18 protein-coding genes are annotated in these 19,707 nt (G+C 62.4%); 4 read left to right on the top strand and 14 right to left on the bottom strand.

Going from position 1 to position 19,707, the window contains the following annotated elements; genetic code table 11:
• Position 1: 1 nt before the first annotated feature.
• The 7 genes from AB4P96_RS12690 to AB4P96_RS12720 form a co-directional block, all read right to left on the bottom strand.
• Positions 2 to 862 (bottom strand): branched-chain amino acid ABC transporter permease, encoded by an 861-nt coding sequence (locus AB4P96_RS12690; protein ID WP_056861341.1) that lies wholly within the window; start codon positions 860 to 862, stop codon positions 2 to 4.
• 57 nt (positions 863 to 919) lie between these two features.
• Positions 920 to 2,122 (bottom strand): ABC transporter substrate-binding protein, encoded by a 1,203-nt coding sequence (locus tag AB4P96_RS12695; protein WP_099549984.1) that lies wholly within the window; start codon positions 2,120 to 2,122, stop codon positions 920 to 922.
• Positions 2,123 to 2,365: 243 nt separating this feature from the next.
• On the bottom strand, positions 2,366 to 3,133 hold the full coding sequence (locus tag AB4P96_RS12700; RefSeq protein WP_017136273.1) for a FadR/GntR family transcriptional regulator: 768 nt from the start codon (positions 3,131 to 3,133) through the stop codon (positions 2,366 to 2,368).
• Between the two features lie 109 nt (positions 3,134 to 3,242).
• Positions 3,243 to 4,001: an alpha/beta fold hydrolase gene (locus AB4P96_RS12705; protein WP_395600838.1), complete on the bottom strand. Its 759-nt coding sequence runs from the start codon at positions 3,999 to 4,001 to the stop codon at positions 3,243 to 3,245.
• Positions 4,002 to 4,101: 100 nt separating this feature from the next.
• A complete protein-coding gene (locus tag AB4P96_RS12710; protein WP_169988120.1) occupies positions 4,102 to 5,505 on the bottom strand; it encodes an efflux transporter outer membrane subunit in 1,404 nt (467 codons plus the stop codon).
• A complete protein-coding gene (locus tag AB4P96_RS12715; protein ID WP_169988122.1) occupies positions 5,498 to 7,483 on the bottom strand; it encodes a MacB family efflux pump subunit in 1,986 nt (661 codons plus the stop codon). Before AB4P96_RS12715 ends, AB4P96_RS12710 begins: the two co-directional genes overlap by 8 nt.
• Positions 7,473 to 8,645, bottom strand: a complete 1,173-nt coding sequence (locus AB4P96_RS12720; protein ID WP_169988125.1) for an efflux RND transporter periplasmic adaptor subunit — start codon at positions 8,643 to 8,645, stop codon at positions 7,473 to 7,475. The genes AB4P96_RS12715 and AB4P96_RS12720 overlap by 11 nt, the downstream gene beginning before the upstream one ends.
• Before the next feature lie 257 nt (positions 8,646 to 8,902).
• Between AB4P96_RS12720 and AB4P96_RS12725 the strand changes: the two genes are divergently transcribed.
• The 4 genes from AB4P96_RS12725 to AB4P96_RS12740 all read left to right on the top strand — a co-directional run bounded on the left by AB4P96_RS12725 (position 8,903) and on the right by AB4P96_RS12740 (position 13,072).
• The gene (locus AB4P96_RS12725) at positions 8,903 to 9,385 is read left to right on the top strand and encodes a sigma-70 family RNA polymerase sigma factor (protein ID WP_017136268.1); all 483 of its coding nucleotides are present in this window, start codon (positions 8,903 to 8,905) and stop codon (positions 9,383 to 9,385) included.
• 119 nt (positions 9,386 to 9,504) lie between these two features.
• Positions 9,505 to 10,842, top strand: a complete 1,338-nt coding sequence (locus AB4P96_RS12730) for a lysine N(6)-hydroxylase/L-ornithine N(5)-oxygenase family protein (protein ID WP_395600839.1) — start codon at positions 9,505 to 9,507, stop codon at positions 10,840 to 10,842.
• A 179-nt stretch (positions 10,843 to 11,021) separates the two neighbouring features.
• On the top strand, positions 11,022 to 12,242 hold the full coding sequence (locus AB4P96_RS12735) for a putative DNA modification/repair radical SAM protein (protein ID WP_138814781.1): 1,221 nt from the start codon (positions 11,022 to 11,024) through the stop codon (positions 12,240 to 12,242).
• Positions 12,239 to 13,072 carry a TIGR03915 family putative DNA repair protein gene (locus AB4P96_RS12740; RefSeq protein WP_017136265.1) on the top strand — a complete coding sequence of 278 codons (834 nt, stop codon included), beginning with the start codon at positions 12,239 to 12,241 and terminating at the stop codon, positions 13,070 to 13,072. The genes AB4P96_RS12735 and AB4P96_RS12740 overlap by 4 nt, the downstream gene beginning before the upstream one ends.
• A gap of 552 nt (positions 13,073 to 13,624) precedes the next feature.
• On the opposite strand, the gene AB4P96_RS12745 is transcribed toward AB4P96_RS12740, so the two are convergent.
• The 7 genes from AB4P96_RS12745 to ctlX all read right to left on the bottom strand — a co-directional run bounded on the left by AB4P96_RS12745 (position 13,625) and on the right by ctlX (position 19,539).
• A complete protein-coding gene (locus AB4P96_RS12745) occupies positions 13,625 to 14,122 on the bottom strand; it encodes an Lrp/AsnC family transcriptional regulator (RefSeq protein ID WP_003192319.1) in 498 nt (165 codons plus the stop codon).
• 4 nt (positions 14,123 to 14,126) lie between these two features.
• Positions 14,127 to 14,957 carry an ABC transporter ATP-binding protein gene (locus tag AB4P96_RS12750; protein WP_178111031.1) on the bottom strand — a complete coding sequence of 277 codons (831 nt, stop codon included), beginning with the start codon at positions 14,955 to 14,957 and terminating at the stop codon, positions 14,127 to 14,129.
• A gap of 3 nt (positions 14,958 to 14,960) precedes the next feature.
• A complete protein-coding gene (locus AB4P96_RS12755; protein ID WP_056861353.1) occupies positions 14,961 to 15,674 on the bottom strand; it encodes an ABC transporter permease in 714 nt (237 codons plus the stop codon).
• Positions 15,671 to 16,372 carry an ABC transporter permease gene (locus AB4P96_RS12760; RefSeq protein WP_017136263.1) on the bottom strand — a complete coding sequence of 234 codons (702 nt, stop codon included), beginning with the start codon at positions 16,370 to 16,372 and terminating at the stop codon, positions 15,671 to 15,673. The genes AB4P96_RS12755 and AB4P96_RS12760 overlap by 4 nt, the downstream gene beginning before the upstream one ends.
• Before the next feature lie 176 nt (positions 16,373 to 16,548).
• A complete protein-coding gene (locus AB4P96_RS12765) occupies positions 16,549 to 17,328 on the bottom strand; it encodes an ABC transporter substrate-binding protein (protein ID WP_395600840.1) in 780 nt (259 codons plus the stop codon).
• Positions 17,329 to 17,554: 226 nt separating this feature from the next.
• Positions 17,555 to 18,601, bottom strand: coding sequence for an ornithine cyclodeaminase (locus AB4P96_RS12770; RefSeq protein WP_170040874.1), 1,047 nt, complete (start codon positions 18,599 to 18,601; stop codon positions 17,555 to 17,557).
• A gap of 11 nt (positions 18,602 to 18,612) precedes the next feature.
• Entirely contained in the window at positions 18,613 to 19,539 is a 927-nt protein-coding gene (ctlX, locus tag AB4P96_RS12775; RefSeq protein WP_395600841.1) for a citrulline utilization hydrolase CtlX, read from the bottom strand.
• Positions 19,540 to 19,707 lie beyond the last annotated feature (168 nt).

Here is a 19,707-nt window from a genome sequence, read left to right on the forward strand (position 1 = left end):
GTCAGGCTCTCCCGAACAGGCCGTAAGGGCGTACCAGAATCACCACGGCCATCGCGCCGTAGATCATCAGGCTCGCGCCTTGGGGCCAGAGTGTGGTCATCAGGCTTTGCACCACGCCCACCAGCAAACCGCCGACCAGCGCACCGCTGAACGAGCCCATGCCGCCGATCACCACCACCACGAAGGCCACGCCGAGGATCTCCGGGCCGACAAAGGGTTGCGCGCCGCGCAACGGTGCAAACAGCACACCCGCGACACCGGCCAGGGCCACGCCGAGGGCAAAGGTCATGGAAAACAGACGGAAGATATTGGTGCCCAGCAGCGACACGGTTTCGGTGCTTTCACTGCCGGCGCGCACCAGGGCGCCGAAGCGCGTGCGCTCCAGCAGCAGCCACAAGGCCAGGCCGATCAGCGCGGAAAACACGATGAGAAACAGGCGGTAGTAGGGGTAGACGAAATCGCCCACCACCAGCACGCCGCGCAGCAGTTCAGGCACGGCGACACTTTTGCCCACCGGGCCCCAGATCATCACGCTGGCTTCCTGGATGATCAGCGCGATCCCCAGGGTCACCAGAATCTGGAACATGTGTGGCAAGTGGTAAATCCGCTGGATCAACAATCGCTCGATCACCCACGCCAGCGCGGCCACCACCAGCGGCGCGATCAGCAGCGCCAGCCAGAAGTTGCCGGTGAGGCTTACGGCGGTGTAGCAGATGTACGCACCCAGCAGAAAGAACGCGCCGTGGGCGAAGTTGACGAAGTTGAGCAGGCCGAAAATGATCGTCAGCCCGACCGCGATCAGGAAGTAGATCATCCCCAACCCAAGGCCGTTGAGGATCTGGAACAGGTAAAGATTAAGCATGCAGAAACCCTCGGCAGGCAGCCGCTCGCGCGGCCCTGCGCTAAGCAATTCAGGGGATCAGGCGAGCGTGCAGCCCGTCGCCTCGACCGGCGGGAACGATTGCCCGGCGCTGAGCACCTTGGCCAGGTCGTCCTTGTCGGCCATGTCGCCGGCGGCTTTGCCGATCAGCAGGTAGTAATCCTTGATCACCTGATGGTCGCCGGCGCGGATCGACTCCTTGCCGGTCGGGCCTTCGTAGCTCAAGCCTTGCAGGGCTTTGGCCACGGTCGGGCCGTCGAAGCTGCCGGTGCTGATGATGGTTTCCAGCATGACTTTGGTGCTGATGTAATCAGCCGCCAGCGGGTAGGTGGGGTTGATGCCGTATTTGGCTTGAGTGAGCTTGACCAGTTCACGGTTGAGCGGGGTGTCGACCTGGTGCCAATACTGGGCGCCGAGGTACACGCCTTCGAGCACGTCGCTGCCCAGTTCCTGGAACTGGTCGAGCCCGGCGGACCATACCAGCAGCACTTTCATGCGCTCCTTGATACCGAAGTTCACCGCCTGGCGCAGGGTGTTGGACGACTGGCTGCCGAAGTTGAGCAGTACCAGCACATCGGGTTTGGCGGCGATGGCGTTGGTCAGGTAGCCGGAGAATTCCTGTTCCTGCAATGAGTGGTAGCTGTTGCCGACGTGTTCCAGCCCGTTGTCTTTGAGCACGGTTTTCGCGCCTTCGAGCAAGGCTTCGCCAAACACGTACTGCGGGGTGATGGTGTACCAGCGCTTGGCGTTGGGCAGCAGCTTGATCAGCGGCAGCATGGTTTCGCGGATCGCGCCGTAGGTGGGCACCGACCAGCGGAAGGTCGCCTTGTTGCAGTCTTTGCCGGTGACTTCATCGGCGCCCACCGGGGTCATGAACACGCCGCCGACCTTGTCGACTTCCTTGGCCACCGCCAGCGCGGAGGACGACAACGTGCAGCCCTGGAAGAACCGCGCGCCGTCCTGCTGGATCGCTTCCTGGACCTTGCGCACGGCTTTGCCGGCATTGCCTTCGGTGTCGATGACCTTGTAGTTGAGCGGGCGGCCGAGCAACTCGGGGTGCTGTTCCACCGCCAGGCGCGAACCCATGTCGGCAAACTTGCCATAGCTGGCAAACGCGCCGGACATGGACTTGAGGCCGTAAAAGGTAAAAGGCTCGGCGGCGAATGCAGAGCGCACACTCAGCGGAAGGCTGAGCGCGGCTGCGGCGGTAAGACTGGCTTTCAACAACGTACGACGCTGCATGGGGTGACTCCCTGGTTTAGTTATTGGCAGGAGCGGCAAGGGCGATACGGTGGAGCAAGGGCCTGTGGGCAGGCCTGTTATTGAATTGGGTGAAACGGTGTAACGGTTGGAACCGGCTCAAGTGTGGGAGCTGGCTTGCCTGCGATGGCATCAGTCAGGTTCAACTGATACACCGAGGCGCCCGCATCGCAGGCAAGCCAGCTCCCACATTGATTGGGTTTTCATATTGGGATGGGGTGCGCCTCAGCTATGATCAAACTCCAGCAAAAAGTGCGGGCTGACCTCGCCTTCCAGCGCCGTCATGTGGTGTTCGGCGTCGCACATATGTTCATGCATCAGGTTGCGCACGGCCGTTTCATCACCGGCGCGAAAGGCCAGCAGCAACTGCTTGTGATAGTCCAGGTTGGCCGCGTCAAATTGTTTGCGCTTGGGCTTGTAGGCTTTTTTCAGCACCACCAGGTCGCGCAACAAGTCGTTGAGAAACTGCGCCATAAAGCTCAGCAGCGGGTTGGGGCAGGCCTTGGCCAATAGGTTGTGGAACTCCAGTTCCGCCAGGCGCTGTTCGCGCTGGCCGGCTTCGCTGTCTTCGGGGGCGCTGCAAAAATCCACGTTGTCTTGCAGGGCTTGATAGTCGTCTTCGCTCAAGCGACCCAGCACCGATACTGCCAGTTCTACCTCGATGACCTTGCGCAGTTGGTACACCTGCTCGCCATCCAGGTGCTGGAAGTGCAGGTAGTTACGCAACGCGCGGCTGGCCGGTTCAGTGCCGGCCTGGTTCAGGTAGGCGCCACCACTGGGGCCGGTGCGTGTACTCACCAGACCTTCCACTTCCAGGGCCTTGAGCGCTTCACGGGCCGAGCCTTTGGAGCACTGGAAGCTTTCCATCAGCTCGCGCTCGGTAGGCAGGCGGTCGCCGGGCTTGAGCGCGTCGGTGACGATCGAGCGTTTGACCGACTCGACAATCACATCGGAAAGCTTCTGGCGTTTGCGTCGTAGCGGGCGGCTGAGCATGCTGTTCTATTGATCCTATTAATGCGGATTAATAGCACTTAATAACGATTGAGCCGGAGCGTCAACGCAAGGTGTCGTTTTCGGCCTGAAGTGGTCGCAAATGCGCGGGTTATTCCCAACTGCCGAGGTCGAGGCAGCGTGTGGACGCGGGCGGCTGTTTGCCGAATACGAGAAAATCGCCGACCCAGCGGTTAATGCACCCGGCGGCGGTGCCAGGCCGGGCTGGCTCTTTGAGCAGCAATTGCTCGATGCCGGCAGCGACCGGCTCGGCCCGCTCGGCATTGACCAGCACCATGCGTGCGACGCGCTCGGGAAACAGCGCGGCATAGCGGCTGCCGAGGCGAGTGGCCTGCGCGTTGCCGAGGTAATTGAGCTGGGCCTCGCCGAGTTGGGCGCGCACATACTCCATATCACGCGCCGCTTGCTCTACGCCGCTGGGCTGGCTCAGGTCACGGGGGCTCAGTTCGATCACGTCATAGCGGTTGGTCAAGGTGCGATAGGCCTGGGTAGCATAGGACTCCCAACGGCTGGTCAGGTGCAGGGCGAAGGTTGCGCCTTGGCCCTTTGGCGGCTCGCCACCCTGGATAAACACCACACCTTCACGGCTGAGCGGCTGGCGGGCGCCCACGCGGGTCAGGGCCAGGCGCACACTGCCGCGTTTGGGCGCGGCATAGTCGCGGGGCACATTCACACTGGCGCATTGGGTGCGTTCCAGCACTTCGGGGTCCGGCCGCTCCTGGGCGGGGAAGGGGCAATCCAGCAGCCAGTCAATCGCGGTCGGCGCGATCAGCGGCTCGGGCAACGCCTGGCCGGCGATCAGCCAGAGGCCGATACACGCCAGGTTTTTTACCAGAACGCTGGGTTTCATCAGGAGGGTCCGGGCTGCCGTATGAGGACGGCTTTTTTACCAAGGACCCAGGGTCGAAGAATGTAGGGCGAATAAACGCTTTGTGTAGGAGTTTACAGTTTTATTGTCGGATCTGCGTATCCCAGCCGCCGCCCAGCGCTTTGTACAAGGCAATGCTGGCTTGCAGCCGCGACAGCCGCAGTTGCACATTCGAGTCTTGGGCCGCATACAAGGTGCGTTGGGTTTCCAGCACCGTCAGCAAGTCCTCGGCGCCTGCCTGGTAGCGGCTCTCGGAGATCTGGAAGGCGGCCTGGGCCTGTTGCAGCTCTTCGGCCTGCCATTGGCGTTGCTGGTCCAGGCGCGTGATGCTGCTGAGGGCTTTCTCCACATCGGCAAAGCCGTTGATGATCGCACCGCGATAGGTTTGCAGCAGTTCATCCTGGCGGGCGCGAGCCTTGTCGCGCTCGGCGCTTAATCGGCCATTGTTGAAGATCGGCGCGACCAGCCCCGAGGTCAGGTTGTAGAACGGGCTGCGCAGGATGTCTTCAGCTTTATAGGCGCCGGAGCCAACTGTCGCGCCCAAGGTTACGCTGGGCAGCATCGCTGCGCGTGCCACCGTGACGTCGGCACTGGCCGCCGCCAGTTGCGCCTCGGCGCGGGCCAGGTCGGGGCGACGACTGAGCAATTGGCTCGGCACGCCCGGGCCAATGGTTGGCCAGGTCAGCGCCTGGAACGGCTCGGTGCCCAGGTCCAGGGCTTGTACGGGTTGACCGAGCAGGGCGGCGAGGGTGATCCGCGATTCTTCGGCCACTTGCGCAATCAGCGGCAATTGCCGTTGTTGGCCGGCCACCAGGCTTTTCTGTTGGGCCAACTCCAGGGCGGTGGCGGAGCCTGCGCTGTAGCGGGTTTGCACCAGGTCCAGCACGTTGCGCGCATTGGCCAGGTTCAGCTCGGCGATCTGCTGGCGTTGCTGCGCGGCGAGGGTTTGCGCGTAGCGGTCGGCGACGTTGCTGAGCAGGGTCAGCTCCACGGTGGCCTGGTCGAACTCACTGGCGCGCAGGCTTTGCAGGGCGCTGTCGCGGGCGGCAACGCGGCCGCCCCAGAAGTCCAGTTCATAGCTGGCTGAGAGGTTGGCACCGAAACTGTCGACGGTCTTGTTGCTGTCGGTGGCGTCCAAGGAGGCATTGCCGCTGCCGCGCAGCAGTTTTTCACGGCTGGCGGTGAGGTTGAACTTGACCTCAGGTAACAACGGCGCCCCGGCAATTACCGCACTCGCCTGGGCCTGGCGCACGCGTGCCATGGCGGCGGCCACGTCATAACTGTCGCGTCGCGCCTGGTCGATCAGGCGGTTGAGCGGCGGGCTGCCGAAGTGTGTCCACCAGCGTTGGTTGGTCGCCTGCGTGGCATCGCGTTCGGCGTACTGCCAGGCGGGCGGCGGCGCGAGGCCGCTGTCGACGCTCGGCGGGTTGCCGGTACAGGCGTTGAGCAACAGGCATACGCCCAGCAGGGAAGATCGTTTATTCACTGGTCAACGCCTTAACCGGATCGAGCCGGGCAGCTTTACGGGCCGGCATAAAGCCGAATACGACACCGGTGACCAGCGCACAGCCAAACGCGCCAAACACCGCCACCAGGGAAAATTGCACCGCCACCTCGGCCAGTACCAGCACGCCGCCCACCAGCAGCGCGAGGGCGATGCCGAACAGGCCGCCAACCACCGAGAGCATCACCGCCTCGGTTAGGAACTGGCGCAGGATGTCGCGCTGGCGCGCGCCGGTGGCCATGCGAATGCCGATTTCGCGGGTGCGTTCACGCACGGTCATCAGCATGATGTTCATTACACCGATCCCGCCCACCAGCAGGGAAATCGCCGCAATCGAACCGAGCATCAGCGACAGCGTGTTGGCCGTGCGGGCTTCGGCCTGGATCATCGCGGCGTTGTTGGTCAACTGGTAGTCACGTTTACCGTTGTGCAGCTTGAGCATCAGTTGATCAATGGCCATTTCAGCCTCATGGACCTTGCGCGCATCGGCGGCGGCAATCGCCACGTATTCGGGGTTATAAGTGCCGAACAGGCGCACGCTGGCGGCGGTATACGGGATGGCGACCCGGTCATCGCTGTCTTTATTGCCGGAGGCGGAGCCTTTTTCGGCGAGGACGCCGATGACCTGGAAAGGCACGTTTTCGATCAGGATGTACTGGCCGATCGGGCTGGCGACGTTTTTGAACAGCTTTTCGCGGATACGGTGGCCGATGACCGCGACGGTGGCGCCGGCGCGCTCGTCTTCCTGGGTGAAATAGCTGCCCTCGACCACCGGCCAGTTGAAAATTTCGGGGAAGTTGACGTCGTTGCCACCCACATAGGCCAGGTAATCCAGGTTGCCAAAGCGAACCCCGGCGTCGTTGCCGTTGACCGGCATGATGCGCTTGACCTGGGGCAACATCGCCAGTGCCGCGACATCGTTGAGGGTCACGATACCCGGCGGCGTGCGCGGGTTGGGCGAGGAGCCGCTGAGGTAAATGATATTGGAGCCGAACGCGCCCATCTGCGCCATCACCTGGCGCTTGCTGCCTTCGCCGACGGCCAGCATCACCACCACGGACGCCACGCCAATCACGATCCCCAGCAGCGTCAGCGCGGTGCGAAAACGATTGATCCACATCACTCGCCAGGCCGCGCGGACCGCATCGAGCAGTTCGGCTTTCCAGGCACCGTTGTGCTCGGCACCGTCGGCCAGGCGCTGGCGCAGGTCGACGGCTTGCAGCGCGTCGCTGTTGGCCATGGCCGGTACATGGGTGTCACTGTGCGCCGAGTCGCTGATGATCTGGCCGTCACGAATCTCGATGATGCGGTTGGCCCGCGCCGCGACTTCGCGGTCGTGGGTAATCAGGATCACCACATGGCCCTGGCTCGCCAGTTCGTCCAGCAGCGTCATCACCTCGGCGCCGCTGTGGCTGTCGAGGGCGCCGGTGGGTTCGTCGGCGAGGATGATATGCCCGCCGTTCATCAGGGCGCGGGCGATCGACACCCGTTGCTGCTGGCCGCCGGAGAGTTGGTGCGGGCGGTTGGCGGTGCGGTCGGCCAGGCCCAGGCGCGTGAGCAGGGCCTTGGCGCGGGCATGCCGCTCGGTGGCGCTGATGCCGGCATAGATCGCCGGCATCTCGACGTTTTCCTGGGCCGAACCGGACGGAATCAGGTGGTAGCCCTGGAACACAAACCCAAAGGCCTCGCGGCGCAGCCAGGCCAGTTCGTCGCTGCCCAGGTGCGCGACGTTTTCGCCGGCGAACAGGTAGTCACCCTCGGAAGGGCGGTCGAGGCAGCCGAGGATGTTCATCAGCGTGGACTTGCCGGAGCCGGAGGCGCCGACAATGGCGACGAATTCCCCGGCGTGGATCGACAGGTCGATGCCGCGCAACACGTCGACCTGCGGGCTGTCACCGCCGCCGTAGGATTTGCGGATGTTCTTGAGTTCGATCAGCGGCGTGGTCAACTCAACCCCCATTGCCGTCGGCTGGGCCGATCAACACGTGGTCGCCCTCGCTGAGGCCGTCCAACACTTCGACGCGCAAACGGTCACTGATGCCCAGGCGCACGTCGCGTTCTTCGATTGAGCCGTTTTTGGCCACGACGCGGGCGGTCTGTTTATCGGTGCCGTGGCTGCCGAGCAAGGCCGCAACCGGCACGGTGAGCACATCCTTGACCTGGCTGGCGACGAAAAAAACTTGGGTGGTCATTTCGGCCATCAGGGCATTGTCGGCGTTGTCCACATCCAGCAGCACGGTGTAGAGCACCACGCGACCGCTCCCGCTTTTGCTGGTGCTGCTGGGGCTGCCGTTGCCCTGGCTGGTTTCATTCAGGGGCTTGGGCGGGATCGGCAGGATCTGGCGCACGGTACTGGTCCAGCGCCGGCCGCCGCCGCTGAGCGTGGTGAAATAGGCGGTCATGCCGGGTTTGACGTGGCCGATGTCGGCTTCGGAGACCTCGGCCCATACGGTCATCGGCGACAACTTGGCGATACGCAGGATCAACGGGGTCTGCTGCTGGGCGTTGAGGGTCTGGCCGACCCGCGCATCCACCGCCACCACCGTGCCGCTCATCGGCGCGAAGATGCGTGTATAGCCCAATTCGGCCTCGTCGCTGCGCAAGCTGGCCTGGGCCTGGCGGATCTGCGCCTGAAACATGTCGACCCGTGCCTGGGTGGCACTCAGCTCGGCCTTGGCGGTTTGCACGTCTTCTTCGCGGGTGGCGTTGCCGGCCACCAGGCGTTGCTGGCGCTGGTATTTCTGGCGCGCCAGTTGGTGCTGGGCTTTCTGCTCCTGCAACTGGGCCTTGAGGTTGTCGATGGCATAGCGGCTGGCATCGAGCTTGGCCTGCTGCGTGGCCGGGTCGATTTCGACCAGCAACTGGCCTTCTTTGACCTGGTCACCGGCCTCGACATGGATCTTGCGGATCTGCCCGGATGCCTGTGCGCCCACATCGACATACCGGCGTGGTTGCAGGGTGCCCAGCGCCGTGACGCTGTTTTCGATATTGCCGCGAGTGACGGTGACAGTGGCGAGGCTGTCGCGGCCCGGCGGCAGTATCTGCCAGGCCGCCAGGGCAACGATGGGAATCAGGCACGCGACAACCAGCAGGGCGCGTCGGGCGGGGCGAGGGCGTTTCATGCGTTGGTTCCAGCCGGGAAGTGTGGACCGCAGTTAGCGGAGGGCTGACAGTTATACGAGAAAATTGCCCGACGATTTAGGCGCTTACATAGGTAGTAACAGCTCTGTCGAATAAAAAAATCGACGGTTGATGCAAGACTTCTTTAAAAGTAGATGAGAATTACTATAAATTGCACGCACTCAAACTGCCATCATCCATGGCCTGTCTTCGTAAGCACTCAAGGAACTGATGCCGTCCCCCCAGACGGTCGGGAGTCATGTTGGAAAACTACTATCGCGAGCTGGTGTGTTTCCTCAACGCCAAGCTGGGCAACCGTCAGGTGGCCGAAGATGTGGTGCATGACGCCTACGTGCGAGTACTGGAGCGCGCCAGCGACACGCCGATCGAACAGCCGCGCGCGTTTTTGTACCGTACTGCGCTGAACCTGGTGATCGACGGCCATCGGCGCAATGCCTTGCGCCAGTCCGAGCCGCTGGAGGTGCTGGACAGCGAAGAACGCTTCGCCACCAGTTCGCCCCACGCCAGCCACGATCAGGCCCAGCGCCTGGCCCTGCTCGAACGTGCCCTGGCCGAGCTGCCCAGCGCCTGCCGAGACAGCTTCCTGCTGCGCAAGCTCGACGGCCTTTCTCACCCGCAGATCGCCGAGCGCCTGAGCATTTCCCGCAGCCTGGTGGAAAAACATATCGTCAACGCCATGAAGCATTGCCGGGTGCGCATGCGTGAGTGGGACGCGCACTGATCATAGATCAGTTAAATTTTATTTCATTGTCCTCGTTTCCTATCAACACATGGCCTGTTGTTCAGGCTTTGCAGGTATTCCCGCCCCACCGCCAAGGGGCTTATCCAGAGGACACTGGAATGACACAGGCAATTGCTTCGCCCGCGGTTCACGATCTGATCGGGATCGGTTTCGGCCCTTCGAACCTGGCGCTGGCCATCGCCCTGCAGGAGCGTGAAAAAGCCCAGGGCAAACTGGACGTGGTGTTTCTCGACAAGCAGGCCGACTACCGCTGGCACGGCAATACCCTGGTCACCCAGAGCGAACTGCAGATTTCGTTCCTCAAGGATCTGGTGACGCTGCGCAACCCCACCAGCCCGTACTCGTTCGTCAACTACTTGAAGGCCCACGACCGTTTGGTGGACTTCATCAACCTGGGCACTTTCTATCCGTGCCGCATGGAGTACAACGACTACCTGCGCTGGGTCGCCGGGCAGTTCCAGGCCCAGGCGCGGTATGGCGAGGAAGTGCTGGCCATCGAGCCGATCCTGCACCAGCAGCAGGTTGAAGCGTTGCGCGTAATTTCCCGTGATGCCCAGGGCGAACAGCATGTGCGCACCACCCGTTCGGTGGTGGTCAGCGCCGGCGGCACGCCACGTGTGCCGGCGGCGTTCAAGGCGCTCAGGGACGACGGCCGGGTGTTCCACCATTCCCAATACCTCGAGCGCATGGCCCAGCAGCCGTGCGTGGACGGCAAGCCTATGCGCATTGCCATCATCGGCGGCGGGCAGAGCGCGGCCGAAGCCTTTATCGACCTCAACGACAGCTTCCCGTCGGTGCAGGTGGACATGATCCTGCGCGGTTCGGCGCTCAAACCGGCGGACGACAGTCCATTCGTCAACGAAGTGTTCTCGCCGGCCTTTACCGACCTGGTGTTCCAGCAAGTCGGCGCCGAGCGTGAGCGCCTGGTGGCCGAGTACCAGAACACCAACTATTCGGTGGTCGACCTGGACCTGATCGAGCGCATCTACGGGATTTTTTACCGCCAGAAAGTCTCCGGTATCAACCGCCAGGCCTTCCGCACCATGACCGTGGTCGAGCAAGCCACGGCCGGGCCGCTGGGCATCGAACTGGTGCTGCGCAACAACGCCAACGGCGACACCAGCGTGAGCCATTACGACGCGGTGATCCTGGCCACCGGCTATGAGCGCCAGATGCACCGCGAACTGCTGGCGCCACTGCAAGCCTATATGGGCGACTTCGAAGTGGCCCGCGACTATCGGATCGTCACCGACGAGCGCTGCAAGGCCGGTATCTATATCCAGGGGTTCAGCCAGGCCAGCCATGGTTTGAGCGACACCTTGCTGTCGGTACTGCCGATTCGGGCCGATGAGATTGCCGCCTCGTTGTATGAAAACGATCGTCACCGTGGCAAGGCGCGCTCGGTGCAGGATTTACTGCTGGCCACTGCCAGCTGATTACTGTGGCGAGGGAGCTTGCTCCCGCTCGGGTGCGTAGCGCCCGCACGTTTTTGGGGCCGCTTCGCAGCCCAGCGGGAGCAAGCTCCCTCGCCACAAAAGGCGCGCTCCTACAGACGGCACTTGTGACAACGTCGGGCTATTGGTACTGTACAAAAAACCAGTATCGGTAGCCCTTCATGCAGTTGATCGAAAAACTCAGCATCCTCGCCGACGCCGCCAAGTACGACGCTTCCTGCGCCAGCAGTGGCGCGCCCAAGCGCAGCTCCGAGGGCAAGGCCGGGCTGGGTTCTACCGACGGCATGGGCATCTGCCACAGCTACACGCCGGATGGGCGTTGTGTGTCGTTGCTCAAGGTGTTGCTCACCAACTTCTGCCTGTACGACTGCCAATACTGCGTCAACCGCCGCTCCAGCGACGTGCCCCGTGCGCGTTTCAGCCCGGAGGAGGTGGTTACCCTGACCCTGGACTTCTACAAACGCAATTGCGTCAGCGGGCTGTTTCTCAGCTCCGGCATCATCCGTTCGGCCGACTACACCATGGAGCAGTTGGTTCGGGTCGCCAAACTGTTGCGCGAAGAGCATGACTTTCGCGGTTACATCCACCTCAAGACCATTCCCGAAGCCGACCCTGCGCTGATCGCCGAAGCCGGGCGTTATGCCGATCGCCTCAGCGTGAACATCGAGTTGCCCACCGACGCCAGCCTGCAAACCCTGGCGCCGGAGAAGCAGATCGGCTCGATCAAGCAAGCCATGCAGACCATCTACACCGGCGAGCAGACGGTGTTCAACGAGCCGCGCGCACCGCGTTTTGCGCCAGCGGGGCAGAGCACGCAGATGATCGTCGGCGCCGATGACACCGACGACAGCACCATCCTGCACGGTGCCGAGGCGCTGTATGGCAACTACAAGCTGCGGCGCGTGTATTACTCGGCGTTCAGCCCCATCCCCAACAGCCCGAAAAGTGTGCCGCTGGCCGCGCCGCCGCTGATGCGTGAACACCGCTTGTACCAGGCCGACTTTCTGTTGCGCAGTTACGGTTTCAGCGCCAATGAGCTGTTCCAAGGCCCAGGCCACCTGGCGCTGGATATCGACCCCAAGCTGGCCTGGGCGCTGGAGCACCGCGAGGTGTTCCCGCTGGACCTGAACCGCGCCGAACCCACGCTGATCGCGCGTATCCCCGGCATTGGCCTGCGCACCACCCAGCGCCTGGTCGACCTGCGCCGCGAACGCAAAATTCGCTTTGAAGACCTGGCGCGCATGCGTTGCGTGCTGGCCAAGGCCAAGCCGTTTTTCATCACCAGCGACTACCACCCGCAACAGGCGGACAGCACCAGCGTGCTGCTGCGCGAGCAACTGCGCGACCGCCCGCAGCCACAACAGATGGGGCTGTGGGGATGATCAGCCTGGAATGCGACAACCTCTTCAGCACCTGGCGCGAGCAGGCGCGCTGGCTGCTCAGCCATCAGGTCGACCCCAGCCAGGTGAGCTGGGGCGAGGCCGAAGTGGCGGACCTGTTTGCCACGGACGAGCCTGTACCTGAGCAGCTCGGGCCGTTTCAGGCGCGGATTCCCAAGGCGTTGCTGGAGTTGTTGGAATCGGCCGCCTGTTACCACGGTGATCAGCGCTGGAGCCTGTTGTACGAGGTGTTGTGGCGTGTCAGCCATGGCGACCGCACCGCGATGCTGGCCGGGGACAAGTTGGGCAGTGAGTTACAGCGGCGCATCAAACAGGTCAGCCGCGAGGCCCATCACCTGCATGCGTTTGTGCGGTTTATTGCCTTGCCTGCGCAGGCCGGCCCGCAGTTGCCGGAGTATGTGGCGTGGCATGAACCGGCCCATGACATCTTGAAGTCCGCCAGCCAGCATTTTGTCGGGCGCATGGGCCGCCATCGCTGGATGATCGCAACGCCTTTGGACGGTGTGTATTACGACGGTGAGCAGTTGATTCATCAACGCCAGTGCCCTGAGGCGTGGCAACAGTTGGCGCAAAATGTCGAAGATCCACACAGTGCGATGTGGCTGACCTATTACAGCCATATCTTCAACCCGGCGCGGCTAAACCCCAAAGTGATGGAAGGGCATTTGCCCAGCCGGTTCTGGAAGAATCTGCCGGAGGGCAAGCTGATACCGGGGTTGATCAGCGAGGCGCGCACGGGCAAGCAGAAGGATGGGCAGGCGAAGCTGATCGGGGCCAGGCCGGGCAAGAAAATCTCAAGCGGGCACAGTTAAAAATGTGGGAGCTGGCTCGATGATCGTTCCCACGCTCTGCGTGGGAATGCCGCCCTGGACGCTCCGCGTCCGCTTTGAGGTCGTGACGCGGAGCGTCACTGGATGCATTCCCACGCGGAGCGTGGGAACGATCTACAGAAGGATGGGCAGGCGAAGCTGATCGGGGCCAGGCCGGGCAAGAAAATCTCAAGCGGGCACAGTTAAAAATGTGGGAGCTGGCTCGATGATCGTTCCCACGCTCTGCGTGGGAATGCCGCCCTGGACGCTCCGCGTCCGCTTTGAGGTCGTGACGCGGAGCGTCACTGGATGCATTCCCACGCGGAGCGTGGGAACGATCTACAGAAGGATGGGCAGGCGAAGCTGATCGGGGCCAGGCCGGGCAAGAAAATCTCAAGCGGGCACAGTTAAAAATGTGGGAGCTGGCTCGATGATCGTTCCCACGCTCTGCGTGGGAATGCCGCCCTGGACGCTCCGCGTCTGCTTTGAGGTCGTGACGCGGAGCGTCACTGGATGCATTCCTACGCGGAGCGCGGGAACGATCTAGCGTGGGTTTCAGGCCAGTTCGGTCGCGGTGTTTTTGACCACCGCCAACTCCGGGTGCGCCACTAACTTATCGATGTGCAGCTCATCGTTGTTCAACCAGGTCTCCGTCAGCACCCGGTAATGCTCCATATCCCGGCAGCGCATGCGCAAGCTGTAGTCGAACGGCCCGCTGATCAGTTGGCACTCGAACACCTGCGGGCAGGCTTTGACGCAGGCCTCAAAGGCCTTCTGCGCCGAGCGCCCGCTCTGATTGGACAAGGCCACCAGCACCAGCAGCGACAGCCCTGGCGAGACCATCTGCACATCGATGATCGCCCCATAACCACGGATCACCCCGCGTCGCTCCAGCTTGCGCACCCGTTCCAGGCACGGCCTGGGTGTCAGGTGTACAAGCGAGGAAAGCTTTTCGTAGGTGATACGCCCCTGGTGGCGCAACACGTCGATGATCGCCTCATCGATGCGGTCCAGCGTGGGCGAAGAGTGGGGTCCGTTGGCCTTGGTATCCATGAGTTCACTTCAAACGGTTGGAAAGAAATTGCTGCAAGCGTTCGCTGTTGGGATGGTCGAGGATCTCGGCGCCGCCTTGTTCCTCGACTCGGCCCTGGTGCAAAAACAGCACTTGGCTGGACACCTGGCGGGCAAAGCCCATTTCGTGGGTGACCATCAGCATGGTACGACCTTCCTCGGCCAACGTCTGTATGACTTTGAGGACTTCTCCTACAAGTTCCGGGTCCAGCGCTGAGGTCGGTTCATCGAACAGAATAATTTCCGGCTCCATCGCCAATGCCCTTGCGATGGCCACGCGTTGTTGCTGGCCGCCGGACAGAAACGCCGGGTATTGATCGGCCACGCGGCCGGGCAGGCCGACCTTGTCCAGGTACAGGCGTGCGCGTTTTTCCGCCTCTGCCGCGCTCACGTCCAACACCCGGCGCGGGGCCATGGTGATGTTTTCCAGCACGGTCATGTGGCTCCACAGGTTGAAGTGCTGGAACACCATGGCCAGGCGTGTGCGCAGGTTTTGCAGTTGTTCCTGGTGCGGCGCGCGGGTGCCGGCGCGGCCCTGGCGCATTTCGATGCTGATGCCATCGAGGGTGATGACCCCGGCGTCCGGCTGTTCGAGAAAGTTGATGCAGCGCAGCATCGTGCTTTTGCCCGAACCGCTGGCGCCGATCAGGCTGATGACGTCGCCGTTGCGTGCATTGAGGGACACGCCCTTGAGCACTTCGTGGTCGCCGTAACGTTTGTGGATGCCTTCGACTTGAAGCTTGATCGCAGCGGTTGCCGGTTTGGCAACGGGGGCGTCAACAGGGTAAGCGGCCAGGGCCTGCGCGGACTGATTCATGGGTTAGCCTCGGGTAGGAACAAGAAAACGCATCCAGCGACGTTCGGCCAGTCGGAACAGGCCCACCAGTGCAAAGGACAGCAGCATGTAGAGCAGGGCGGCGATGCCGAAAGCCTGGAACGTCAGGAACGTCTCGGCGTTGGCGTCGCGGGCGACCTTGAGGATATCGGCGACGGTGGCGGTAAAGGCCAGCGAGGTAGCGTGCAACATCAGGATCATTTCATTGCTGTAGGCTGGCAGCGCACGGCGCAGCGCGGCGGGCACCACCACAAACAGGTTGAGGCGCCAGCCGTGCAGGCCATAGGCACGCGCAGCTTCGATTTCGCCGTGGGGAATGTTGCGGATCGCCCCGGCGAAGATTTCCACGGTGTAGGCGCAGGTGTTGAGCACAAACGCCAGCAACGTGCAGTTGAGCGCATTACGGAAAAACTGATTAAGCAGCGCGTTGTCCTGCACCACTTCCAGACTGTAAAGCCCGGTGTAGCAAATCAGCAATTGGATATACAGCGGCGTGCCACGAAACAGATAGGTGTAGACCTCCACCGGCCAGCGCAGCCAGACGTGCTGCGAGACGCGCGCCAGCGCCAGCGGGATCGACAGCACAAAACCTGCGACCACCGAGATGATAAACAGCCACAAGGTCATGGCGACTCCGGACAACCCTGTGCCATCGCTGAACAGGTAGGCCAGGCCGTATTGCTGGAACAGTTCGATCATCGCGCCATCCCCTTGATGCCGAGGTTGTAGCGCCGTTCGAGGCGCTTGAAGATGCGGTTGGAGAGGGTGGTGATCACCAGGTACACCAGGCCCGCGAGGATCAGGAAGTACAGTGGCTCATTGGTGGTCTTGCCAGCGTTTTGCGCAGCCTTGACCAGGTCCGACAGGCCGATGATCGACACCAGCGCCGTGGACTTGAGCAGCACCAGCCAGTTGTTGCCCAGGCCCGGCAGGGCAAAGCGCATCAGTTGCGGGAACAGCACCAGGTGAAAACGCTGCCAGCGGCTCAGGCCGTAGGCGGTGGCGGCTTCCAGTTGCCCGGCCGGCACACTGAGAATGGCGCCGCGAAAGTTTTCGGTGAAATACGCGCCGTAGATAAACCCCAGGGTGATCACCCCGGCGGTAAACGGATCGATTTCAAAGTAATCCCAGCCGAACACTTCGCTCAGGTCGTTGAGCCACAGTTGCAGGCTGTAGAAAATCAGCAGGATCAGCACCAGGTCCGGCACGCTGCGTATCAGCGTGGTGTACAGGGTGGCGGGCACGCGCAGCCATTTGGCGCTCGAAAGCTTGGCACCGGCGGCGATCAGGCCCAGGGCGAGGCTCAGGGTCAGCGCCAGCAACGCCAGCTTGAGCGTCATCCAGGCACCCTGGGCCAGCATCGGGCCGTAGCCTTGCAGGTTGAGGAGTTCGTTCATTGAGGGGGTCTCAAATGGGCGTAGATATACCCCTGTGGGAGCGGGCTTTTGTGGCGAGGGAGCTTGCTCCCGTTCGACAGCGCAGCTGGCGCCGGCTTTTTTTGGAGCGCTTCGCACTCCAGCGCAAGCAAGCTTGCTCGCCACAAAAGCCAGCTCCCACAGGGGCCGAGGTGGGCCTATTCGTTGTAGATATCCTGATCGCCGAAGTACTTCTTCTGGATCTGTGCGTAGGTGCCATCGGCCTGCACGGCGGCGATGCCCTTATTGATCAGCGCACGCAGTTCGGCGTCGTTCTTGCGCAAGCCCATGGCGATATCCAGCGGCAAGGTCGGGTCCTTGAAGGCCGGGCCCGTCTTGTAGTCGGCGCCTTCAGGCTTGGACAGGAAGTTGAGCTGGGCTTCGAGCTTGTCGGTCAGGGTGGCGTCGAGGCGGCCGTTTTGCAGGTCGGCGTAGTTCTGCTCCTGGGACTGGTACGCCTTGATCTGCGCGCCGAGCCTGGCCAGGTGCGCACGTGCATAGGCTTCCTGCAGTGAACCTTGCAGCACGCCCACCTGCTTGCCTTTGAGCGACTCCGGCGTGTCGCCGAACTCGGTGTTTTTACGGGTGATCACCGAGGTGGGGCTGAGGAACAGGCGGTCGCTGAAGTCGATGACTTTTTCGCGAGCCGGTGTGACCGCCATGGACGACATGATCGCGTCGAACTTGCGCGCGCGCAGGGCCGGGATCATGCCGTCGAATTCGTTGTGCACCCAGGTGCATTTGACTTCGAGCTTGGCGCAGATGGCGTTGCCCAACTCGATATCAAAACCTTGCAGGCTGCCGTCGGCAGCGACGGACTCAAAGGGCGGGTATTCGGGGAACACGCCGAAGCGGATTTCTTTCCAGTCCTGGGCGTGGGCGGCGCTCGCGCACAGTGGCAACAGCAACGCGGCGAAGAGTGATCGCAATGGAGTCATGTGACAGTCCCTATATTTTGTAATTGATGTAAGGGCGGTGAATAGCTGGGAGCAGAGAATGCTTCATGGTGGTGCGTTTTTTGTGTCGTTTACCCCGTGCATAAAGCGCAAATTGCGCTGTTAAAAAGCGCAATGCAGCGGAATCGGCTGCGGCACGCGCAAAATCGGCTTTTAACTGATGTAAATCCGGCCTGCCTTGGGCGCAAAGCGGCAGGCCAGAGCGGTTTCAGGCGCGCTTTTTGTGCTGTACGCGTGGCTGTTGGGCCAGGCGTGCAAACAGGTCTTTCGGGTCGGCGAGGTCCGGCACCAGCTCAAGTGTGCTGCCCACATCCAGCGCCTTGGCCACGTCCAGCACGTAGCGAAGAGCCGAGTAGTCTTCGATGGCAAAGCCCACCGAGTCGAACAGCGTGACTTGGCGCGCGTTCTCGCGGCCGGGCTGCTGGCCATTGATCACTTGCCACAGCTCGGTCACCGGCGAATCTTCCGGCATGTGCTGGATTTCACCTTCGATACGGCTTTGCGGTTCGTACTCGACGATCACCCGGGCGCGCTCGACGATGCGGCGGTCCAGCTCGGTTTTGCCGGGGCAGTCGCCACCCACGGCATTCAGGTGCATGCCCGGTTCGATCATGTCGTCGGTGAGGATGGTGGCATAAGCCTTGTCGGCCGTGACGGTGGTGACGATGTCCGCGCCTTTGACCGCTTCGGCCACGCTGGCGGCCAGGATCACCTTGATCGCCGGGAACGCCTTGAGGTTGGCCGCCAGCTTGGCAGTGGCCTTGGCGTCGATATCGAACAGGCGGATTTCGGTGATACCGAGCATGGCGTGGAAGGCCAGGGCCTGGAACTCGCTTTGCGAGCCGTTGCCAATCAACGCCATGCTGCGGCTGTTGTCGCGCGCCAGGTAACGGGCTACCAGGGCAGAGGTGGCCGCGGTGCGGATCGCGGTGGTCAGGGTCATTTCGGCCAGCAGCACCGGCTTGCCGGTGTCGACATCGCCCAGGGCGCCAAAGGCCATCACTGTGAGCATGCCGGCCAGGGTGTTCTTCGGGTGGCCGTTCACGTACTTGAAGGCGTACAGCGAGGCGTCGGACACCGGCATCAGCTCGATCACGCCGTCCGGCGAATGGTTGGCCAGGCGCGCGCACTTTTCGAAGTCCTGCCAGCGCAGGTAGTCGGCGCGGATGTATTCGGCCATTTCGCTGATGCAGGTTTGCAGGCCTTTTTGTGAAACCAGGTAGCTGAGGTCGTTGACGTCGATATAACGGGTCATGGCAAGACTCCTTATTGAAATGAGGCGCGGGCGGGCAGGTGCACTTCCGCCAGCATGCAGCGGGCACTGCCGCCGCCGATGCGTTCGATGTTGTCGATGTTCACCACCACCGGGCGGGTGTGGCGTTCTACATGCGTGCGCTGGGCCGGGTGCAGGGCGCTCCAGGCGCTGGCCGACATCACCAGCAGCGGCTGGCCGTCACGGTCGTGGACTTCAAGCATGTTGCCGGCGAAGGCTTCGAGCTGGTCGAAGTCGAGGGCAAGGATGTCTTTGCCGGTGTCGCGCAGCGAGCGTTCCAGGGCCTGGCGTTCGCTGGCATCGGGCAGGGCTTGCAGGCACACCACCGAGAGGTCGCGGCCGACACTCATCATCACGTTGCTGTGGTAGATCGGCGCGTGGTGGCGGTCGACGGCGTGGAAGACGCAGAGTTGGTAGTCGAGGTGTTCAGCGAACTGGCGCAGAGCGTCTTGGTGGGTACGCCCGGAGTGGCAGGCATAGCTGATACGGTGCTGGCGGTCGAGCACCATGCTGCCGGTGCCTTCGAGGAAGATGTTCTGTTGTTCGAGGTGGCTGAGGTCGATGGTGCTGTGGATCGCAAAACGCTGCTCCAGCACTTGCAGCACACCTTTGTTGCGCTCCAGTCGTCGGTTCTGGCCTTCCATCGGGTACAGCACCAGGCTGCCATCGGCGTGGCTGCTCCACCAGTTGTTGGGGAAGATCGAGTCGGGCGTGTGGGGCGCCGGGGTGTCTTGCACCACCAGCACCTCTACGCCATGTTGGCGCAGGGTATCGACATAGCCGTCGAACTCCTGCAGCGCTTTTTGCTGCACGCTCAGCGGGTCAAGTGGCTGGCGTTGGAAGCGGTTGTTGATCGCGGTGTCCGGGTTGAAGGCAAAGCGCGCCGGGCGAATCATCAAGACGGTGTTGGTGGTTTGCATGGGGGCACGAATCCATGGGTGAGCAGTGGGGCTATTTTGTGCGCTGTGGCGGGTGAATCCCGGCTGATATAGCGGGGCGGCTCAGCCGGGAAAGCTGAAAAGTGGGGTAGGGCAGCCGAATCGGCTGGCGAGTTGAAATGCAATCAAACTGTGGGAGCTGGCTTGCCT

Origin of the sequence: Pseudomonas sp. B19125 (genome assembly GCF_044218855.1) — a bacterium.
Taxonomy (GTDB): domain Bacteria; phylum Pseudomonadota; class Gammaproteobacteria; order Pseudomonadales; family Pseudomonadaceae; genus Aquipseudomonas; species Aquipseudomonas edaphica.